Origin of the sequence: Arthrobacter sp. NPDC057388, assembly GCF_042668165.1 — a bacterium.
Taxonomy (GTDB): domain Bacteria; phylum Actinomycetota; class Actinomycetes; order Actinomycetales; family Micrococcaceae; genus Arthrobacter.
Genome location: NZ_JBHVBL010000087.1, coordinates 1 through 5,388 on the forward strand (window position 1 = coordinate 1; position 5,388 = coordinate 5,388).

At 55.4% G+C, this 5,388-nt stretch carries 2 rRNA genes; both read left to right on the forward strand.

Annotated elements, in window-relative coordinates:
- The first annotated feature begins 180 nt into the window (after nt 1-180).
- Nucleotides 181-1,706 (forward strand): 16S ribosomal RNA (locus ACFUTU_RS21100).
- Between the two features lie 498 nt (nt 1,707-2,204).
- Nucleotides 2,205-5,334 (forward strand): 23S ribosomal RNA (locus ACFUTU_RS21105).
- Together the 16S and 23S rRNA genes form the textbook arrangement of a ribosomal RNA operon.
- Nucleotides 5,335-5,388 lie beyond the last annotated feature (54 nt).

Below are 5,388 nucleotides of genomic sequence, written 5' to 3' on the forward strand. Positions count from 1 at the left end.
TGTGTCTGTTGTTTGAGAACTCAATAGTGTGCCAAGTTTATTGATACCGATTTTTTATTGATTGGTTGAATTGCCGGGCCGCCCACCCCCGTGGTGTGGTCTGGTGTTTTGGCTGGTTTCAAATTTTGTGCAGCCGGGTGTGGTGTTATTTCCATTGTGCCTGGTTGTGTCTGTTTGTTTTCAACGGAGAGTTTGATCCTGGCTCAGGATGAACGCTGGCGGCGTGCTTAACACATGCAAGTCGAACGATGATCCCCAGCTTGCTGGGGGGATTAGTGGCGAACGGGTGAGTAACACGTGAGTAACCTGCCCTTGACTCTGGGATAAGCCTGGGAAACTGGGTCTAATACCGGATATGACTTCTCATCGCATGGTGGGGGGTGGAAAGCTTTTGCGGTTTTGGATGGACTCGCGGCCTATCAGCTTGTTGGTGAGGTAATGGCTTACCAAGGCGACGACGGGTAGCCGGCCTGAGAGGGTGACCGGCCACACTGGGACTGAGACACGGCCCAGACTCCTACGGGAGGCAGCAGTGGGGAATATTGCACAATGGGCGCAAGCCTGATGCAGCGACGCCGCGTGAGGGATGACGGCCTTCGGGTTGTAAACCTCTTTCAGTAGGGAAGAAGCGAAAGTGACGGTACCTGCAGAAGAAGCGCCGGCTAACTACGTGCCAGCAGCCGCGGTAATACGTAGGGCGCAAGCGTTATCCGGAATTATTGGGCGTAAAGAGCTCGTAGGCGGTTTGTCGCGTCTGCCGTGAAAGTCCGGGGCTCAACTCCGGATCTGCGGTGGGTACGGGCAGACTAGAGTGATGTAGGGGAGACTGGAATTCCTGGTGTAGCGGTGAAATGCGCAGATATCAGGAGGAACACCGATGGCGAAGGCAGGTCTCTGGGCATTAACTGACGCTGAGGAGCGAAAGCATGGGGAGCGAACAGGATTAGATACCCTGGTAGTCCATGCCGTAAACGTTGGGCACTAGGTGTGGGGGACATTCCACGTTTTCCGCGCCGTAGCTAACGCATTAAGTGCCCCGCCTGGGGAGTACGGCCGCAAGGCTAAAACTCAAAGGAATTGACGGGGGCCCGCACAAGCGGCGGAGCATGCGGATTAATTCGATGCAACGCGAAGAACCTTACCAAGGCTTGACATGGACCGGACCGCCGCAGAAATGTGGTTTCTCCTTTTGGGGCCGGTTCACAGGTGGTGCATGGTTGTCGTCAGCTCGTGTCGTGAGATGTTGGGTTAAGTCCCGCAACGAGCGCAACCCTCGTTCCATGTTGCCAGCACGTGATGGTGGGGACTCATGGGAGACTGCCGGGGTCAACTCGGAGGAAGGTGGGGACGACGTCAAATCATCATGCCCCTTATGTCTTGGGCTTCACGCATGCTACAATGGCCGGTACAAAGGGTTGCGATACTGTGAGGTGGAGCTAATCCCAAAAAGCCGGTCTCAGTTCGGATTGGGGTCTGCAACTCGACCCCATGAAGTCGGAGTCGCTAGTAATCGCAGATCAGCAACGCTGCGGTGAATACGTTCCCGGGCCTTGTACACACCGCCCGTCAAGTCACGAAAGTTGGTAACACCCGAAGCCGGTGGCCTAACCCCTTGTGGGAGGGAGCCGTCGAAGGTGGGACTGGCGATTGGGACTAAGTCGTAACAAGGTAGCCGTACCGGAAGGTGCGGCTGGATCACCTCCTTTCTAAGGAGCGCCTACAGCATGGTGGCCGGGTGTATGCCTGGTGGCTGGTGTTGTCAGGAGTAAAGGCCCGCAGCACAGGCGAGTGTTCTGTGGCGGGTGCTCATGGGTGGAATATCAATAAATAGGTGCCTGGTGGCACGGACCGTTTGTCAGTACGGGCTGGCCCTCTTTTGGGGGGTTGGTTCAGGAACGCTGGTGGTTTGTTGTTGTTGGGTGGTGTTTGGCACACTGTTGGGTCCTGAGGCAACAGGACCGGGAGGTTTCCCGGGACTTTGTTTCTGGTTTCCTGGCTGCACCGATCGCACGGTTTGGTCCCCTTTGGTGGGGGTTGTGTGTGGGGTGTGTGGTACGGGGTTGTTGTTTGAGAACTACATAGTGGACGCGAGCATCTTGTATAAGAAGCAATTTCCAAGATATTAGAACCTGGATCTGGCCGCATGCTTTTGGGTGTGTGGTTGGTTTCTGTGGTTCTCTCGAGAAAATGTTTTTGATCTTTGTGGTCAAGTTTTTAAGAGCACACGGTGGATGCCTTGGCATTAGGAGCCGAAGAAGGACGTAGGAATCTGCGATAAGCCTGGGGGAGTCGATAACCGGACTGTGATCCCAGGGTGTCCGAATGGGGAAACCCCGCCAGGCGCGCGAGTGACCTGGTGACCCGCATCTGAACACATAGGGTGCGTGGAGGGAACGCGGGGAAGTGAAACATCTCAGTACCCGCAGGAAGAGAAAACAACAGTGATTCCGTTAGTAGTGGCGAGCGAACGCGGATCAGGCTAAACCGTTTCCATGTGTGATAGCCGGCGGGCGTTGCATGGGCGGGGTTGTGGGACTTGTTGTCCTGGTTCTGCCGGACCGGGGAGGTGAGGGTGCTGGTATAGGTGAACGGTCTTGAAAGGCCGGCCGTAGAGGGTGTGAGCCCCGTAACCGTAATGCTGTGTACCGCCTTTGATGAGTATCCCAAGTAGCACGGGGCCCGAGAAATCCCGTGTGAATCTGTCAGGACCACCTGATAAGCCTAAATACTCCCTAATGACCGATAGCGGACCAGTACCGTGAGGGAAAGGTGAAAAGTACCCCGGGAGGGGAGTGAAACAGTACCTGAAACCGTGTGCTTACAATCCGTCGGAGCAGTCTTGTTACTGTGACGGCGTGCCTTTTGAAGAATGAGCCTGCGAGTTAGTGTTACGTCGCGAGGTTAACCCGTGTGGGGAAGCCGTAGCGAAAGCGAGTCTGAACAGGGCGTTGCAGTGGCGTGATCTAGACCCGAAGCGAAGTGATCTACCCATGGCCAGGTTGAAGCGACGGTAAGACGTCGTGGAGGACCGAACCCACTTCAGTTGAAAATGGAGGGGATGAGCTGTGGGTAGGGGTGAAAGGCCAATCAAACTTCGTGATAGCTGGTTCTCCCCGAAATGCATTTAGGTGCAGCGTTGCGTGTTTCTTTCCGGAGGTAGAGCTACTGGATGGCTAATGGGCCCTACAAGGTTACTGACGTCAGCCAAACTCCGAATGCCGGTAAGTGAGAGCGCAGCAGTGAGACTGTGGGGGATAAGCTTCATAGTCGAGAGGGAAACAGCCCAGACCACCAACTAAGGCCCCTAAGCGTGTGCTAAGTGGGAAAGGATGTGGAGTTGCCCAGACAACCAGGAGGTTGGCTTAGAAGCAGCCATCCTTAAAAGAGTGCGTAATAGCTCACTGGTCAAGTGATTCCGCGCCGACAATGTAGCGGGGCTCAAGTACACCGCCGAAGTTGTGGCATTCACACAGTATCCAAGCCTTTGTGGTTCAGGAGTGTGGATGGGTAGGGGAGCGTCGTGTGGGCGGTGAAGTCGCGGTGGAAACCAGCGGTGGAGCCTACACGAGTGAGAATGCAGGCATGAGTAGCGAAAGACGGGTGAGAAACCCGTCCGCCGGATGATCAAGGGTTCCAGGGTCAAGCTAATCTGCCCTGGGTAAGTCGGGACCTAAGGCGAGGCCGACAGGCGTAGTCGATGGACAACGGGTTGATATTCCCGTACCGGCGAAAAACCGCCCATGTTGAACAGGGGATACTAACCGCCCGAAACCTGCCTGACACCCCTTGTGGGTGAAGGGTTTTGGTGGAGCGCGGGACCTGATCCTGGGAGGCAAGCGTATTAACAGGTGTGACGCAGGAAGGTAGCCGAGCCGGGCGATGGTTGTCCCGGTCCAAGGATGTAGGGCGAACGGTAGGCAAATCCGCTGTTCATGTGCCTGAGATCTGACGGGACTCCCGTAAAGGGGGGATTCGGTGATCCTATGCTGCCTAGAAAAGCATCGGCGCGAGGTTTTAGCCGCCCGTACCCCAAACCGACACAGGTGATCAGGTAGAGAATACTAAGGCGATCGAGAGAATTATGGTTAAGGAACTCGGCAAAATGCCCCCGTAACTTCGGGAGAAGGGGGGCCCCAACCTTGAACGGTACTAGCGACCGGGAGGGGATCGGGGCCGCAGAGACCAGGGGGAAGCGACTGTTTACTAAAAACACAGGTCCGTGCGAAGTCGCAAGACGATGTATACGGACTGACTCCTGCCCGGTGCTGGAAGGTTAAGAGGACCGGTTAGCCCTTCAGGGCGAAGCTGAGAATTTAAGCCCCAGTAAACGGCGGTGGTAACTATAACCATCCTAAGGTAGCGAAATTCCTTGTCGGGTAAGTTCCGACCTGCACGAATGGAGTAACGACTTCCCCGCTGTCTCAACCATAAACTCGGCGAAATTGCAGTACGAGTAAAGATGCTCGTTACGCGCAGCAGGACGGAAAGACCCCGAGACCTTTACTATAGTTTGGTATTGGTGTTCGGAGTGGCTTGTGTAGGATAGGTGGGAGACGTTGAAGCCCGGACGCCAGTTCGGGTGGAGTCATCGTTGAAATACCACTCTGGTCACTTTGGACATCTAACTTCGGCCCGTAATCCGGGTCAGGGACAGTGCCTGATGGGTAGTTTAACTGGGGCGGTTGCCTCCTAAAAAGTAACGGAGGCGCCCAAAGGTTCCCTCAGCCTGGTTGGCAATCAGGTGTCGAGTGTAAGTGCACAAGGGAGCTTGACTGTGAGAGAGACATCTCGAGCAGGGACGAAAGTCGGGACTAGTGATCCGGCGGTACATTGTGGAATGGCCGTCGCTCAACGGATAAAAGGTACCTCGGGGATAACAGGCTGATCTTGCCCAAGAGTCCATATCGACGGCATGGTTTGGCACCTCGATGTCGGCTCGTCGCATCCTGGGGCTGGAGTAGGTCCCAAGGGTTGGGCTGTTCGCCCATTAAAGCGGTACGCGAGCTGGGTTTAGAACGTCGTGAGACAGTTCGGTCCCTATCCGCTGCGCGCGCAGGAAATTTGAGAAGGGCTGTCCTTAGTACGAGAGGACCGGGACGGACGAACCTCTGGTGTGTCAGTTGTACTGCCAAGTGCACCGCTGATTAGCTACGTTCGGATGGGATAACCGCTGAAAGCATCTAAGCGGGAAGCTCGCTTCAAGATGAGATTTCCATACACCCTCGGGTGTGAGAGGCCCCCAGCCAGACCACTGGGTTGATAGGCCGGATGTGGAAGCGAGGACTAACGACTCGTGAAGCTGACCGGTACTAATAGGCCAACAACTTACACCACCAAGAACACACACTTGCTTGCGTCCACTATGTGGTTCCCAACCAACAAACCCCC